We start from the raw sequence: 14,680 nt of genomic DNA, 5'->3' as shown, positions 1-14,680 counted from the left end.
AATTGGTTATTAAATCTCGATATATTTTTTGTATAAAAAACATTTTTACGTCTCTAAAGTCTTGTCACTTGCCATCTTGTGTAATTTATAATCCATCATCTTAATATACTTTTCATGATTGATATTGGCAGTAACAATCAAAGTCCTCAGAAAACAACGGGCTTTAATGAGTGAAAAGGTTTTCGGGATGAATACACTCTGAAAGAGGAAGATTCTGCCCGTAACGACAAAGCCGTCAGACCTTTTCGCTTTCAATAGAGTCTGTACTAACTTTTATGGACGGCAGAGGGAACGGGCGGCTGTCCGGGGGGTCTTTTGTTCCTGTCTCCGTTTCATCAATTTGTCCATGTCCTCAGATATTTTATCATCGGTTACTTTGGCATATCCTTGTGTCGTTTTAATACTCGTATGTCCCATCATTTTACTTATACTTTCTATCGGGACACCTGCAGAAAGCATCAAGGTGCCGAACGAATGCCTGCTGGCGTGATAGCTCAAATTTTCCTTTATACCAGCCACAATACCTATCTCATGTATGCAGTACCATAACATGTCACGTTTGGGCAATGGGAATATGGGTCTGCTTTTATCCGTTGTGTTATACAGTGCCAATATCTGTTCAGCTATGGGATGAAGAGGTACAAATGATTCCACATCCGTTTTTTTACGGTTGATACGGATGTACTTTCTTCCGTCTAAAGTCGTTTCAATATGTGAAGGATAAAGCCGTTTAACATCAACATAAGACAATCCGGTGAAGCAGGAAAAGATGAAAGCCCTGCGTGTAAGTTCCTGCAATCTTTCCGACATGGGCTGTTCCATAATTCTTTGCAACTCAGCCCTGCTTATATGTTTCAATTTGCCTGTGGGCTTTTTCTCGTAAGGTACATCCGCAAGCGGGTTGAAACGGAGAATCTCTCTGTCAACGGCAATATATATCAGTCTGTTCAGCCATGTAAGACAATGGTTGATGTGACTCGCACCGCAACCTTTTCCCTTCAGGTAAAGTTTGTATTCCCAACCGAAATCTTCTGTAATGTCTTCAAAGGCTATGTCATTCTTCCCCATAGAAAGCAGGAACTCGTGCAGGTATGCCTGAGTAGACTTGGACTGACGGTAAGATGAGGTAGAATTTATCGCTACGGAACGGATTCTCAACCTTTCTCGTTCTTCTTCTCCGGTTTTCAAAAGAGTTACAGGAACAGTCCCTACACATGTTATTTCGTTTTTCAGCATTTCAGCAGTTATCATACCCGTTTCCTTTAACAGGTTCGTGTAAGAAGTTTCAAGCCTTGCCCGTAGGTCCGCAAGAAGACCGTTTGTCCTGCCATCTTTTACCGTTCCGTTTTTGGTATTCCAGCATTCAGGATTGCAATAATATCCGGTAGTAAATACACTGCTCTTGCCGTCAATCGTAATACGGCACATGATGGCTGTTGTTCCGTCAGCTTTGACCTTGCCTCGGTTAATATAGTAGAGAATAGAAAATGTACTTCGCATTGTTTAAATATTTTAAGAGTTATAGAATCAGTTTCAGGTCTTTTGTCGCCTCGATATATTTGTCCATGTCCTCAAAAAGTTTTTTGGGAGTCACACGGGCATATACTTGGGTTGTACCTATATCCGCGTGTCCCAGCATCCTGCTGACAGTTTCAATCGGCACTCCGTTTTCCAATGTCATAAGGGTCGAGAACGAATGTCTCCCCATGTGGTATGACAAACGGCCTTTTATCCCGACTTTCATTTTGATGCTTGTAAGACACCATTTCAAAGCCTGGTAGGGGATGACGGGAAACAAGGTAGCCCTTGTCTCATCCTTGTACTTTTCAATAAGAGCCACGGCTTCCGGCAACAGCTTAACACGGCACAGTTGTCCGTTTTTGCCTCTTCGGTATTTCAACCATGGCGCTCCCTGATCATCCTTGGATAGGTTATCAGGGGTAATTGCAACTACATCAACATATGAAGTTCCGGTGTAGCAGGCGAAAAGAAACATATCCCTGACTATAGAGTGTTCGGGGCGGCAGCCGGTAAGCTCTACATCTTTTATTTTTTCGAAATCATCCTTGCTCAATGCTCTCGGGGGTGTCTCTTTCTGTTTTGGCAGCTGGTAGTGTTCAAAATAGGACTTGTCCGAATGCCCTTCCTTGAATGCGATACGGCAAATCTTTTTCAGTATGGCCAGATAGTGACGTACAGTTTGGACTCCCAGTCGTTTCTCAATTACAACATATTCCTGAAATTCACGTATAAACAGCTCATTAAGCTGGCAAAAGGCAAGGTCTGACACCTTGAATCTGCAATTTATGAATTCTGCAAGACGGTTACGGGTATAAATATAGTTTGGAAGTGTACGGTGGGATATGTCTATCCCCACACGGGACTTCACTTCCTCGATATGCCTGTCGAACAGCTTGAGCAATGTCATTTGGGTATCTTTGCTGCCTTGAAGCATTTCTTTTACATCCGTTGCATTAAAATCATTTTTCCGTTTCACGAGAGAATCAAAGGCAGCGTTTACAGCCAATAGCAACTTGGCGATTTTTGCATTGGTTTCCACCGCTTCTTTACTTTTCCCATTCAACCGACTCTCACGTGAATTCCATAACTCTGGAGTACATGACAGCTTGCAACTGAATTGCGCCATCGTGTTGTTCACCGTTATTCGTCCCATAATTGGAGCCTTTCCGAACTTGTCAAGACCGCTCTTTTTCAGGTAGAGCAACACCTTGAATTTTTCTATTTTCATACGCTTATCCTTTAATGGCAAAATTACCTAATTTATAAGCGTTCTTTGATATGCAAAATATTGACAACCAGTGAATAATAGTCCATTGTGATAACTTCTGTACTCCTCATTGCGTTACCTGTATGCTTCGGTAACTGGACAGCTAACGCTTTGGTAACTGAACGAATACTATAAATCACTTTTTTTTGCGTTTTACTCATTTGGCAGAATTCAGCAAATATGCTAAATACCAACCATTTAAGTTTTATCTACTAATTTCTGTTATCGCTTGCTTTCCTGTTACTTATGCACACGGCCCGCCACTCGTACGCCACATCTGTCTGTTTGGCCAATGGAGTAAGCATTGAGAATGTAGCCAAAATGCTCGGTCACTCCAATATCAAGATGACGCAACACTATGCAAGGGTACTCGACAGTTCTATTCTGAAAGATATGAATAATGTAAGGGATGTACTTTCAAATTGTCTGTAGCTTATGAAAAGAGAAATTATCCATATAACGGAGGACGGCAGGATTGTTATTCCTGCTGTCCATCCTGATAAGATTCGTATGGACGAAGCCGAACTCGTCGGCTTGTTCAATGTGGTTGCACGGACTGTAAGGGCTGCGAAAAGAAGAATATATAAACTTGGGATATTGCAACCATTCACCGCAGAACAACGTATTCCGTTAAAAGAGGGGTATCAGGTAGTCTATAACTTGGAAATGATATTTGCACTTGCCTTTCAGATTAATACTTATCCGGCCCAACAATTACGTGAGTATATAATAAGCAGACTGTTCCAATCTGAAAAGCCAATGGTTATCTGCATGGTGAATGGAAATCATAAGTCATATCTAAAATGCTGATAAATATTGATTTTACTATTTCATGCGGATAATAAGCCGCAAAATTTGCGGTTAATTATCCGCAAAACCGTATATTTGCAGAAAACAGTGATGCCTATGTATATACATGAACATAAAGAATGGCCTTCCTTTTCGTGGAACAAGGAACTTGTCGGTGAGAAACTGAACAAGGTAAACAAAGCTGTCGGTTATCTGATGGGACGCCTTAGTGTAATCGGTTTTAACGACAAGATGTCTGCCGTAGTTGAATCCATCTCTCATGACATCATTGCATCATCAGAAATTGAAGGAGTGGAATTGAACAATGAGCAGGTACGTTCATCTGTAGCCCGCAAACTTGGAGTACAACTACCGAATCCGACCGAATCCTCACGATATATAGACGGAGTAGTGGAAATGGCACTTGATGCAACTGTCAATTTCAACAGTCCGCTTACCCATGAAAGACTCTTTGGCTGGCACAACTGCCTGTTTCCTACCGGATGGAGCGGTCCAACGAAAATCGATGTAGCCCGATACCGCAGTGGAGAGATGAAAGTTATTTCTGGAATGTTCGGTCGGGAAAAGGTACATTATGTAGCGCCTGCTCCTGAAAGAATAGACGAAGAAATGAATCGGTTTCTGGACTGGTTCAATTCAGATGCACATAACGGCTATGTAAAATCGGCGATAGCCCATTTGTGGTTTGTATGCATCCATCCTTTCGATGACGGAAACGGACGAATCGGACGAGCCATTGCTGATATGGCACTTTCACAGGCCGAAAACTCAAAGATGCGTTTTTTCAGTATCTCACATCAGATAAACAAGGATAAAAAACAGTATTACGACATATTGGAGAAAACACAGAAGGGAAATTGCGAGATTACTGAATGGATTATCTGGTATCTTGACTGTCTGCTCCGTTCTGTCGAGCAATCCGACGAAACATTGTCGAAGGTTCTTAACAAGGCCATATTCTGGCAAACCCATGCCGAAACAGTCCTATCCGAACGACAACGTGAAGTCTTGAATTTATATTTGGACGGTTATCCCGGCAAACTGACGGCTAAGAACTGGGCAAAACGTGTAAAGGTATCACCAGATACAGCAGCACGCGATATAAAAGATCTGGTAGAAAAGGGTATTCTGATACCCCAGCAGGGGCGGGTTCGTGACGTATTCTACGGAATCCAGTGCAATGAGTCTATCATTGTCATCCCCATGCCGGAAGATGTATAATCGTTCATCATACAAGCATAAAGGCTGTGTGACATCGGTTCATCCAGACCGGCACACAGCCTTTATGCTTATCTTTTATTTACCACTCATATATGCTTCCCGATAATTTTCCTGAAGCATTTTCTCAATATCACTCTCCCGATAAAGGATTTTACCTCCCAACTGATAATAGGATATTCTCCCTTCATTACGATAATCCTGAAGCGTACGTCTGCTCAGTTTTAATTGTGCCGACACTTCCTTATCGGTCAGATAGCGTTCGCCACCCAGTACGGGACGATTTCCGACCGCCAGATTCTCAATCCCGACCAGCATACGGTCAAGACTTCCCATGATACGGTGTACCCATTCTCTGCTGTCTGTTCTCAGTTCACTCATGTTATTATGGATTTAGTGGTTATTGTTTAACTGTTATATGTTACGGCCTCTGTAAAGAGCCTCTTTTCTTCTGTCCTCAACTTTCTTGACGATACCCTGTACATCTTCCGGTTTGTAGAATATTTTGTGATTGATTTGAGAAAAAGGCAGGGTACCGTTATCACGGAGTGTCTGCAGGGTACGGGGCGAGATGTTCAGATACCGGCATACGTCCTGATTGTCCATCCACTTGTGCAACGTCCTGTCGTTCTCCCAGTTGCAAATTTCCATGACCCGATGTTCAAAGTATTCAAACTTACGCACCAATTCTTCAAACAGTTGTTTTTCTATTCCTACAAATTCCATATCGTTTCCTTTTTTGTTGATTGATATTTATTCTTTTTTCGTTGTTTGCGACAAAGAAAAGCCATATATTCTGAAAGGCAATGGTTTCCGCCTAACTGGCAGCATGTGGCGCTGATTATCTTAGTTATGAGGCCACTTTCATATCCTTTTCTTTAAATATCCCTATATTCAGGGACTCCATCCGATAATGAATTACAGAATAAAAGATCTATGAACCTGATTCAATAAAGGTCCATAGCAATGGATAAGGAATGGTTTATTTCCATGTAACCTTACTTCATCACTTTTCCAAGCCATTGATTAGATAAGGAAGCAAAGAAGTGTTCCTTCAATGATTCACAGACATGAATATTTACTACAGTACGACAATACGACATTAAGTCAGTAAATATTCAAGTCAATAGATCAGTAACTGTTTGAATCCCCGGTTCATTGTTTCATCAAACAGGAAAAATGCCGCATTCTACACCGATTGCCCTGCATGCAAACTGCAACAAGGCACATTATTGCCACATCCCTACCAACTGTTTGACTATTGGAAACTTATATTCTTTTTTTGCCAGACAATTCATTCCGAGATATATCGGAACATGGCAAACAAAATGAGAAAATACATGATGAACAGAAACGGAAAAACAGGCCTGTCCCCTCCATAAGATGATACCGACAACGGTATTATTTCTCCCGAATTTATAGAGGGCATATTCAGAGCTGCTCAAAATAGCGGGACTCTGGTTTTTAGTGGAGCAAGTTTGTGTTTCGGGCAGACCGAAACCGCTTGCTCCCACTACAAGAGGCAGTGAGAGGTTCATCCCGCTGGTCTAATCAGTACATTCATTTTATACAATAGTCAACAGATGGAAAAGAAACAGAATACAGAAAGAAACAACAAGGGCGGCCGTCCTCCAAAGAGTACGACCGACAAACTGAAATATCGTGTTACCGTGAAACTGGCGACACCGGATTACTACACGCTGAAAAGCAGGGCAAGAAGCGCAGGCATATCGGCAAGCGAATACCTGAGGGAATGTTTCCGTAAGGGATATGTCCGGCAAAGACTTACAGCGGAACATTCCGACTATATCCGTAAGCTATGCGGTATGGCGAACAATCTGAACCAGCTGGCTCATAAGGCAAATGCCGGAGGGTTCGATACGGCAAAGCTGGAATGCCGTGTACAGGTGGCAAGAATCGAAGAACTGCTGAACCATATCCTGCTATGATTGCGAAGATTGTAAAGGGAAGCGGATTCCGTGAGGTTACCGGCTATATCATTGACAGTAAAAAGGATGCCAGGATTATCGCACATGCCGGCTTGTTCATTGAGGATGTTAACACAATAACAAAGGCTTTCGAAGCACAGGCCGGCATGAATCCGAAAGTATCCAGACCGGTCGGACACATTGCACTGGGATTTTCCAGAGAGGATGAAAGCAGGCTGACCAGCCGGATTATGGCAGAAATTGCTCTGGAATACATGGGACGGATGGGCATAAGGAACACGCAGTTCTTTATAGCCAGACATTTCGACAAGGAGCATCCCCATATACATATCGCCTACAACCGGATAGACAATGATGGCAGGACCATATCCGACAAAAACGAGCGGTTACGGAGTGCACGCATCTGCAAGGAACTGACCTTGAAATATGGTCTGCACATGGCCAAAGGCAAGGATCATGTCAAGACTGAACGCTTAAGGGAACCGGACAAGACAAAATATGAACTTTACAGTCTGCTTAAAACGGAAGTCAGAAGATCTGATAACTGGAAGGAGCTGATTGCCGGATTAAGCGAAAAGGGAGTGGATGTACGGTTCAAATACAAGGGGAAATCCGATGAAGTACAGGGTATCGTGTTCATCATGAACGGCTATTCCTTCAGCGGTTCCAAAATTGACAGGCAGTTCAGCTATTCCAAGATAGATGCCGCGTTAAAGACACCGTCACATTCGGAAACCCAAAGACAGGTAGCTGTTCAAAGTGAACCGATATGGCAACAAGAATCGCATGGCAGTGAATTGTACAGCGGTTCTTTAGGTCTGTTCACACCGAACCTGCAACCGGAACAACCGGAAGGTTATCCGGACGATTATTTGAGAAAGAAGAAAAAGAAAAAACAACGTAAAATAAGATGGTAAAGTATGGAAAAAGACAATGTATATGTTTTGTTTGAAGAAATCAAGAACAAGATTGAGATGATAAACGGGAAGCTGGAACAGAAGACCGGAACACCAACTGGCAGACAGGCAGAAGAAGTGATCCCGACATGCGTAAGGCATATTCACCGGCATAGTTTTGACATCAGGTCAAGCAAAGTATTTTCTCTTTTGATCGGAATGGGCGTGGTATGCAGCCTGTCCTTATGGGGAAATATCAGACTTTGGCAGTCCAACCGGCAATATGCGGATGATGCCCTGAAGTTCCGTGCCATCCGCTCCTGGAGCGGGTGTACTCCGGAAGATATTCTCTGGCTGAACAAGGTTTTCGACATCCATCGTGACGAGAAGGCCATCGACTGGGTCAGAAAACAGGCTGACGGGTACGAAAACGAGCTGAAAGCTGTTTCCGACAGCCTGATGCAGGAGAAACTTAAATTACAGGTAAAATCTGAATCCGATTGATATGGCCAGTGTGAAAGTAAAATTCAGACCTTCCACCATAGAGGGAAAGGAAGGTACCATTTATTATCAGATTATTCAGAACCGTGTAATCCGTCAGTTAAAGACGGATTACCGGATATTTACGGATGAATGGAACGAAGCTGGAAGCTGTATCATTGTTGTTAGTTCGGAACGAAGCAATCTGCTTCTTTCCTTGCAGGAACGCATGGAATGGGACTTGAAACGACTGGACATGATTATCCGCCAACTGGATAACCGGAAAGCTGCATATACGGCAGATGATATTGTCGCTTCTTTTCAAAACAATACAGAGGGACAGTCGCTGTTCAACTTTATGCAGGGCATCATAGCCCGTCTCAAACAAATGGGCAAGATGCGCACGGCTGAAAATTATTCCTGCACCCTGAAAAGTTTCATGCAGTTCAGAAGGGACAGGGATGTTCTGCTGTCCGAAATTGATTCGGATTTGATGCAGCTTTATGAAGCCTACCTTCATGGGAAAGGTGCCGTACGGAATACCAGTTCATTCTACATGCGTATCCTTCGGGCGGTATATAACCGTGCCCTGGAAAAGGAACTGGTGGAACAGCGTAATCCTTTCAGGCATGTCTATACGGGAGTGGACAAGACCGTCAAGCGTGCCGTTTCCTTATCCGCCATCAAGCGTATGAAGAATCTGGATCTGTCCTTACAGCCTAATCTGGAATTTGCAAGGGACATGTTCCTGTTCAGTTTCTATACCCGTGGCATGTCGTTCATAGATATGGCTCACCTAAAAAAGAAAGATCTTCAGAATGGATTCTTATCGTATCGCAGACGAAAGACCGGGCAGCAGCTGGTTATCAGATGGGAAAAATGTATGCAGGAGATTGTCGGCAAATACCCGGAAGACAGTCTCAGTCCTTATCTTTTGCCGGTATTGAAATATCCTTTTAAGGATACGCACAAGCATTACAGGAATGTCATGTCCGGAATAAACAGAAATCTTAAAGAAATAGCCAGATTGGCCGATATATCCGTTCCTCTTAGCATGTACTGTGCCCGTCATTCATGGGCAAGCGCAGCCAAAGGCAAGAACATTCCGATTTCGGTTATCAGTGAAGGGATGGGACATGATTCCGAGGCGACCACACAAATTTATCTGGCCTCATTGGACAATTCCGTAGTGGACAAAGCCAACGCACAAATTCTGAAAAGTCTGTAGGATTGGAGAACGTTTAGCAAAAGCATTCATTTCTTAGACAGAGGGACTCACTCTTGCGCAAAGTTATACATTTTATTGAAAATCCTGCAATTCCGGCCGTTGGATTTTCATCCGGAAGTCATTGAATTTCAATTGTAGTTTAGCAATCCTACATATAATTCATCAGCAAATCAGCCTTATAGCCTGAAATCTCCCTCTGTCTAAGAAAGACGCAGACACCGGGACTTTCTCATCCCCTTTACGCACAGAAAGAAGATGGAGAGAACGACCGGAGAAGCCGACATACAGGAGAACAAGCTGAAAGAACTTTCACCCGACTTGCTGAATACCTTGCTCAAAGATCATACAACGAGTAAGGAAGGAAAACAGTGTAACATATTCTGGGCTACTTCCGATTATGAACCGCTAGGCAGAGGTTATGAATACGGATCGCAGATTCTTCCGGAGCTGATAACCGGAGAGAACGGTCATGTGGTCATGCCCCGTGTTCTGAAACACAGGGATACCCAAAGCACACGTTCCCGGGAAATGGCGGAAGTATTTACTCCGTCCTGGATATGTAATGCCCAGAACAACCTTATCGATGAAGCCTGGTTTGGCAGAAAGGATGTATTCAACCATGAAGTGACATCTAAAGACGGTACACATTCATGGGAAATCAATCCTAATAAGATTGCTTTTCCTGAAGGCAGGACATGGAAAGACTATGTACGAGAAAACCGCTTGGAAATCACCTGTGGAGAAGCTCCTTATCTGGTAAGCAGGTATGATACGACTACCGGAACATTCATTCCCGTGGAGAAACGTATCGGTCTGCTTGACCGTAAGCTCCGTATTGTCAGTGAGAATACTGCTACAACGCGTGAATGGCTGGAGGCAGCCAAGGATGCTTACAGAAGCATCTATGCCTATGAATGGCAGGGTGACAGTCTTCTTCTTGCCCGTGAAGCCCTTCTCTTATCCTTCATCGAATATTACCGGAACAAGTTCGGTAAAGATCCGCAAATTAAATCCATCAACCATATAGCCTATATCATCTCCTGGAATGTATGGCAGATGGACGGACTGAAAGGTGTTGTTCCTGACAGTTGCGGAGAACGTGTGCGGATGGAACCAAGTCTGTTCGGTACGATTGAAAGACGGGAGCCGTGCGAGGGCTGTCTGAAAAATGACCTGACCAAGCACAACGGAATTTACTGTATTATCAAGGACTGGCGGGCTACGGACAAGGCAACAGGCAAAAAGGGGAAACGAATCCGATTTATCGACCTCATAAATGAAGAAGCATGAGATTCACATCGTCCCTGAAACTAAAACTTATCTATGTGTTTCGTATCAATGATACGGCGCACCATGGATGCCTGAAGATTGGCGAGGCAACCTGTGAGGATGAAAACGTGTTCGGTCTGTCTCCTAACAGCAAGGCACTCAATGAAACGGCAAGAAAGCGTATCAACCAATACACGCAGACGGCAGGCATCGCATACGATCTGCTATATACAGAACTGACCGTTTACAACCGTGGCGGACTCCATTCATTCAACGACAAAGAGGTACACAATGTCTTGGAACGCTCCGGCGTCAAAAAGAAAGTCTTCGATACAGTCAACAAAGCCAATGAATGGTTCATCACCGACCTGGAAACCGTCAAGCGTGCCATTGCGGCTGTAAAGGAAGGGCGGAATTCCCTTTCATCAACGGAAATTACCCGTGAATATTCCCCAATTGTATTTCGACCGGAACAGCAGGAAGCCATCAGCAAGACCAAGAAACAGTTTAAGAAAGGCAACCAGATGCTCTGGAACGCAAAGATGCGTTTCGGAAAGACCCTTTCTGCTCTGCAGGTTGTCAAGGATATGGAGTTTCAGCGCACCCTGATTCTGACTCATCGCCCTGTGGTGGATTCCGGATGGTTTGAGGATTTCGGTAAGATATTTTACGACCGCAAGGATTTTGCATACGGTTCCAAGAACAACGGAGAAAGCTACAGCAGTCTTGAACGGCGGGCAGAAAGCCACGGATTGCATTATGTCTATTTTGCCTCCATGCAGGATTTGCGTGGTTCTGAACTTGTGGGTGGTAACTTCGACAAAAACAACGAAGTGTTTGCTACCGATTGGGACCTGATTATCGTGGATGAAGCGCACGAAGGCACCCAGACCGAACTGGGTAAAGCGGTTATGGGAGAGCTGGTCAAAGAACAGACCAAAGTATTGCGTCTGTCAGGTACTCCATTCAACCTGCTGGATGATTTCAAGGAAGATGAAATTTATACATGGGACTATGTGATGGAACAGCGGGCCAAGGTGAGCTGGGACGAACTACATTTTGGTGATCCCAATCCGTATGCCTCATTGCCTACACTCAATATCTATACCTACGATTTGGGACGGCTGCTTCATGAATTTGTGGATGAGGATGTCGCCTTTAACTTCAGGGAATTTTTCCGGGTCAATGAATCCGGCGGTTTCTGTCATGAAAAAGATGTGCTGGCTTTTCTGAATCTTCTTACCAAGGAAGACAAGGACAGCCTTTATCCATATGCCAACGAGGAATATCGGAATATTTTCCGCCATACCCTCTGGATGGTGCCCGGCGTGAAGGAAGCACGGGCACTGAGTGCCATGCTCCAGACACATCCGGTGTTCCAGCATTTCAAGGTGGTCAATGTAGCCGGTGACGGTGATCAGGACGAGGAAAGCCGTGATGCCCTGGAAGCCGTGGAAAAGGCTATCGGAAAAGATCCGGATGCCACACGGACCATTACCCTTTCTTGCGGACGGCTGACGACCGGAGTAAGTGTAAAGGCATGGACAGCCGTATTCATGTTGTCCGGTTCTTATAATACAGCCGCATCCAGTTATATGCAGACCATCTTCCGCGTACAGACACCAGCCACCATCAACGGACGGATGAAGGAGCAGTGCTATGTTTTTGATTTTGCTCCTGACCGTACCCTGAAAGTGATTGCCGAAACAGCCAAAATATCGTCCAAAGCCGGAAAAACTTCACAAAGCGACCGTAAGGCTATGGGTGAGTTTATCAATTTCTGTCCCATCATATCCATAGAGGGCTCACAGATGAACCGCTTTGATGTACCCCGTATGTTGGAACAGTTGAAACGGGTATATGTGGAACGTGTCGTCCGTAACGGGTTTGAAGACAGCAGTCTGTATAACGATGAGCTGATGAAACTGGATGATTTGGAACTACAGGAATTCGATGACCTGAAAAAGATTATCGGTCAGACCAAGGCCATGCCCAAGACCAACCAGGTGGACATCAACAGTCAAGGCCTGAACAATGAGGAATACGAGGAAAAGGAGAAGCTGGAGAAGAAACCAAAGAAGGAACTTACAGAGGAAGATCGGAAGCGGCTGGAAGAACTGAAAAAGAAAACCAAGAACAGAGAAGCGGCCATTTCCATACTCCGTGGCATATCCATCCGTATGCCCCTGTTGATTTATGGTGCGGAACTGAGTGATGAGAATCAGGAAATCACGATTGATAATTTTGCCTCACTCATTGACCCGCAGTCATGGGAAGAGTTCATGCCAAAGGGAGTGACCAAACAGAAATTCAACAGCTTCAAAAAATACTATGATCCGGAAATATTCTGTGCTGCCGGAAAACGAATCCGTGCGATAGCCCGTGCTGCGGACAAACTGAGTATTGAGGAACGAATCGAACGAATTACGGACATCTTCAGTACTTTCCGTAATCCGGACAAGGAAACGGTGCTTACTCCGTGGCGCGTGGTAAACATGCACCTCGGTGACTGTCTTGGAGGCTATAACTTCTATGACACGGAGTATCAGAATGTGATTTCTGAACCACGGTTTATAGACAAAGGAGAAGTTACTGCAGAAGTATTTTCTCCTGAATCCCGTATTCTGGAAATCAATTCCAAATCCGGACTTTATCCGCTCTATATGGCGTATGGCATTTACCGGGCCAGAGTGAAGGCTTCTCTGTTTGCTGTAGAAACGGTAGAGGAGCAGCAGGCTGTATGGGATAAGGTAATAGCTGAGAACATCTTTGTCATCTGTAAGACTCCGATGGCAAAGAGTATTACCAAACGCACGCTTGTAGGATTCCGTAAAGCTAAAGTAAATACAAGATATTTTGAAGATTTAATCAACCAGATTAAGAATAAGCCCGAAAACTTTATAGCCAAAGTTGCCAAAGGTCGTTCTTACTGGAAAGCCATAGATAATGACAATATGAAATTTAATGCTATAGTGGGAAATCCACCATATCAAGAGGTTGTTGATCAGAAAGAAAGTACAAACGGACAAAAAGTTAGCATAAGTATCTTTCAATATTTCCAAACTATCAGTGAAAAGATAGGGAAATATACAGCCTTAATATATCCAGGCTCTCGGTGGATTCATCGTTCAGGAAAAGGACTTGAAAAATTCGGTTTGACTCAAATGAATGATCCCCATTTAGCTCTACTTGAATTTTTCCCTTGTTCTAAAGATATTTTTAAAGATGTAGCTATTGCAGATGGACTTTCCATTGTACTAAAAAACATGGAAAAGAAAGAATATGGATTTACATATAAATATTCTGTAGATGGTAAAACGATTACTGTCCAAGCTAACAATCCAGGAAATGATATGTTTTCTCTTAACCCACAAGATAATGAAATTATAAAAAGATTAGATAATGCAATCAAATCATTCGGATGTTTGCATGACTCCATACTTCCTCGTAATTTATTCTCTATTGAAAGTGATTTTGTTGAAAAGAATCCTTCTCTCGTAAAAGAATACAATGATGGTGATTATTATAATCCGGAGACAGAGATAAAACTTTTTACTAATGACAAAGCTGGTAAAAGCGGAAGAGCTCGTTGGTATATTGCTGATAAAAACGTTATAACATCAGGAAGTGAATATTTGAATAAGTGGAAAGTAATTGTTTCCAGTGCTAATGCTGGAGGACAAAAGCGTAGTAACCAGATAGCTATTGTTGATAATCATAGCGCATTTGGACGTTCACGTGTAGCGTTAAAAACATTTGCGACAGAAAAAGAAGCTCGTAATTTCTTCAAATACGCAACGAGTGAGGTTATTCGTTTTGCGTTTCTCCTAACGGACGAATCGCTTACTTCATTAGCGAAAAAAGTTCCAGATTTATTAGATTATACGGATACCAATAGTTTGATTGATTATGATAAAGATATAAATACACAGCTTTATAAATTATTGGGTATTGATGAAAATGGTCAAAAATATATACAAAACGTCCATAATTCAAAAAACAATAATTAATACATTATCAAGAATATTATATAGATAGAATA

12 protein-coding genes and 1 pseudogene are annotated in these 14,680 nt (G+C 43.2%); 9 read left to right on the top strand and 4 right to left on the bottom strand.

Annotated features, from left to right (window positions below):
• Positions 1 to 273: 273 nt before the first annotated feature.
• A complete protein-coding gene (locus tag H3001_RS05490; RefSeq protein WP_181214304.1) occupies positions 274 to 1,500 on the bottom strand; it encodes a site-specific integrase in 1,227 nt (408 codons plus the stop codon).
• A 19-nt stretch (positions 1,501 to 1,519) separates the two neighbouring features.
• Positions 1,520 to 2,749, bottom strand: a complete 1,230-nt coding sequence (locus H3001_RS05485) for a site-specific integrase (protein ID WP_117892900.1) — start codon at positions 2,747 to 2,749, stop codon at positions 1,520 to 1,522.
• A gap of 279 nt (positions 2,750 to 3,028) precedes the next feature.
• On the opposite strand from H3001_RS05485, the pseudogene H3001_RS05480 reads away from it, so the two are divergent.
• The 3 genes and pseudogenes from H3001_RS05480 to H3001_RS05470 all read left to right on the top strand — a co-directional run.
• A pseudogene (locus H3001_RS05480) lies at positions 3,029 to 3,220 on the top strand (tyrosine-type recombinase/integrase); the annotation flags it as partial.
• 3 nt (positions 3,221 to 3,223) lie between these two features.
• The gene (locus H3001_RS05475) at positions 3,224 to 3,598 is read left to right on the top strand and encodes a hypothetical protein (RefSeq protein WP_181214303.1); all 375 of its coding nucleotides are present in this window, start codon (positions 3,224 to 3,226) and stop codon (positions 3,596 to 3,598) included.
• 96 nt (positions 3,599 to 3,694) lie between these two features.
• On the top strand, positions 3,695 to 4,819 hold the full coding sequence (locus H3001_RS05470) for a Fic family protein (protein WP_181214302.1): 1,125 nt from the start codon (positions 3,695 to 3,697) through the stop codon (positions 4,817 to 4,819).
• A gap of 75 nt (positions 4,820 to 4,894) precedes the next feature.
• On the opposite strand, the gene H3001_RS05465 is transcribed toward H3001_RS05470, so the two are convergent.
• Complete coding sequence (locus H3001_RS05465) at positions 4,895 to 5,197, bottom strand: helix-turn-helix domain-containing protein (protein WP_022459656.1); 303 nt, start codon at positions 5,195 to 5,197, stop codon at positions 4,895 to 4,897.
• Positions 5,198 to 5,230: 33 nt separating this feature from the next.
• The gene (locus tag H3001_RS05460; RefSeq protein WP_181214301.1) at positions 5,231 to 5,542 is read right to left on the bottom strand and encodes a helix-turn-helix domain-containing protein; all 312 of its coding nucleotides are present in this window, start codon (positions 5,540 to 5,542) and stop codon (positions 5,231 to 5,233) included.
• A gap of 857 nt (positions 5,543 to 6,399) precedes the next feature.
• On the opposite strand from H3001_RS05460, the gene H3001_RS05455 reads away from it, so the two are divergent.
• The 6 genes from H3001_RS05455 (at position 6,400) to H3001_RS05430 (ending at position 14,648) form a co-directional block, all read left to right on the top strand.
• Complete coding sequence (locus tag H3001_RS05455) at positions 6,400 to 6,765, top strand: MobC family plasmid mobilization relaxosome protein (RefSeq protein WP_009319097.1); 366 nt, start codon at positions 6,400 to 6,402, stop codon at positions 6,763 to 6,765.
• Complete coding sequence (locus tag H3001_RS05450; RefSeq protein WP_181214300.1) at positions 6,762 to 7,682, top strand: relaxase/mobilization nuclease domain-containing protein; 921 nt, start codon at positions 6,762 to 6,764, stop codon at positions 7,680 to 7,682. Before H3001_RS05455 ends, H3001_RS05450 begins: the two co-directional genes overlap by 4 nt.
• Positions 7,683 to 7,685: 3 nt before the next feature.
• Positions 7,686 to 8,165, top strand: coding sequence for a hypothetical protein (locus H3001_RS05445; protein ID WP_181214299.1), 480 nt, complete (start codon positions 7,686 to 7,688; stop codon positions 8,163 to 8,165).
• Between the two features lies 1 nt (position 8,166).
• Positions 8,167 to 9,369, top strand: a complete 1,203-nt coding sequence (locus tag H3001_RS05440; protein WP_181214298.1) for a site-specific integrase — start codon at positions 8,167 to 8,169, stop codon at positions 9,367 to 9,369.
• A 255-nt stretch (positions 9,370 to 9,624) separates the two neighbouring features.
• Positions 9,625 to 10,659: a restriction endonuclease subunit M gene (locus tag H3001_RS05435; RefSeq protein WP_181214297.1), complete on the top strand. Its 1,035-nt coding sequence runs from the start codon at positions 9,625 to 9,627 to the stop codon at positions 10,657 to 10,659.
• Positions 10,656 to 14,648, top strand: coding sequence for an Eco57I restriction-modification methylase domain-containing protein (locus H3001_RS05430; protein WP_181214296.1), 3,993 nt, complete (start codon positions 10,656 to 10,658; stop codon positions 14,646 to 14,648). Before H3001_RS05435 ends, H3001_RS05430 begins: the two co-directional genes overlap by 4 nt.
• Positions 14,649 to 14,680: the final 32 nt, after the last annotated feature.

It is taken from the genome of Phocaeicola faecicola, from assembly GCF_013618865.1.
In the GTDB taxonomy this organism is placed as follows: Bacteria; Bacteroidota; Bacteroidia; order Bacteroidales; family Bacteroidaceae; genus Phocaeicola; species Phocaeicola faecicola.
This window is presented reverse-complemented; position numbering and strand designations above follow the sequence as displayed.